The organism is Citrobacter sp. HN-141 (assembly GCF_033341895.1).
GTDB lineage: Bacteria > Pseudomonadota > Gammaproteobacteria > Enterobacterales > Enterobacteriaceae > Citrobacter.
This window is the reverse complement of the sequence record NZ_JAWPBF010000060.1, coordinates 1-764: the sequence shown is the minus strand read 5'-3', so window position 1 is coordinate 764 and position 764 is coordinate 1. Positions and strand designations below refer to the sequence as shown.

Annotated in this window: 2 protein-coding genes; both read right to left on the bottom strand. The window is 49.0% G+C overall.

The annotated features are described in order from the left end of the window. Positions 1-58: 58 nt before the first annotated feature. Entirely contained in the window at positions 59-415 is a 357-nt protein-coding gene (locus tag RYZ59_RS24570) for a S24 family peptidase (protein ID WP_004199403.1), read from the bottom strand. Between the two features lie 2 nt (positions 416-417). Continuing rightward, positions 418-657: a hypothetical protein gene (locus RYZ59_RS24565; RefSeq protein WP_001549892.1), complete on the bottom strand. Its 240-nt coding sequence runs from the start codon at positions 655-657 to the stop codon at positions 418-420. Positions 658-764: the final 107 nt, after the last annotated feature.

Genomic DNA, 764 nt, shown 5'->3' with positions numbered 1-764 from the left:
GGTAAGCAGAGTTTTTGAAATGTAAGGCCTTTGAATAAGACAAAAGGCTGCCTCATCGCTAACTTTGCAACAGTGCCACAATGTGCGTAATGACCCCCCTGACCTCCAACCCGTCCTCATCGTCATCAGGTATAGCCCTGAAGTTATCCAGCTTATCGAGTTCCTGGAGACACCGCTTGGGGTGTAGTCGCAATCGCATGATCCTGAATTCTTGTTCCAGGACACAGAGCACCAAAGACCCGTCAACGGGCGTGCCCCCAAAATCTACTATGAGCAGCGCACCAGGCTTTATCCCTTCCCGGAAAGAGTAGGTATCACTTCGAAAAAAGAATACTCCCGGCGCTCCTGTATTACAGTGCTGATCGAGTGACAGCCTGTTTTCCTGGTAGTCGGTTGCTGGCGATGGAAAACCCATTTTTAACGGCCTCCGTTGGGGTTAAAAAGCATGAATGTCCGGTTCTCTCCTTCCTGAGTGGAAATGTCTTTAAAAACGGTCACGTAGGTTTCAATCCACTGATTTGCTTGGCGACAACTCCAGTGAAAATTAATCAGCGCAAGCTGGCTGACAAAGGCTTCTGTCGTAACTGTCTGACGACCGTTCGGCTCACGCTTAATGCTCGCACGCCAGGCTGAGTCAATTTCATAGTGTCTAGGCATGAAAAACCTCCGATCAATATAGCTGTATGCATATGGGTCTTCCCTTGTTGTGGTGGCTGAAGGCATGATAATGGTGTATTTAATCGCCAGAGGTCACCGCCATGGAC

Bases quoted from the DNA above. Each gene is read 5' to 3' on its own strand.
- RYZ59_RS24570 (WP_004199403.1), bottom strand. From the start codon at position 415: ATGGGTTTTCCATCGCCAGCAACCGACTACCAGGAAAACAGGCTGTCA.
- RYZ59_RS24565 (WP_001549892.1), bottom strand. From the start codon at position 657: ATGCCTAGACACTATGAAATTGACTCAGCCTGGCGTGCGAGCATTAAG.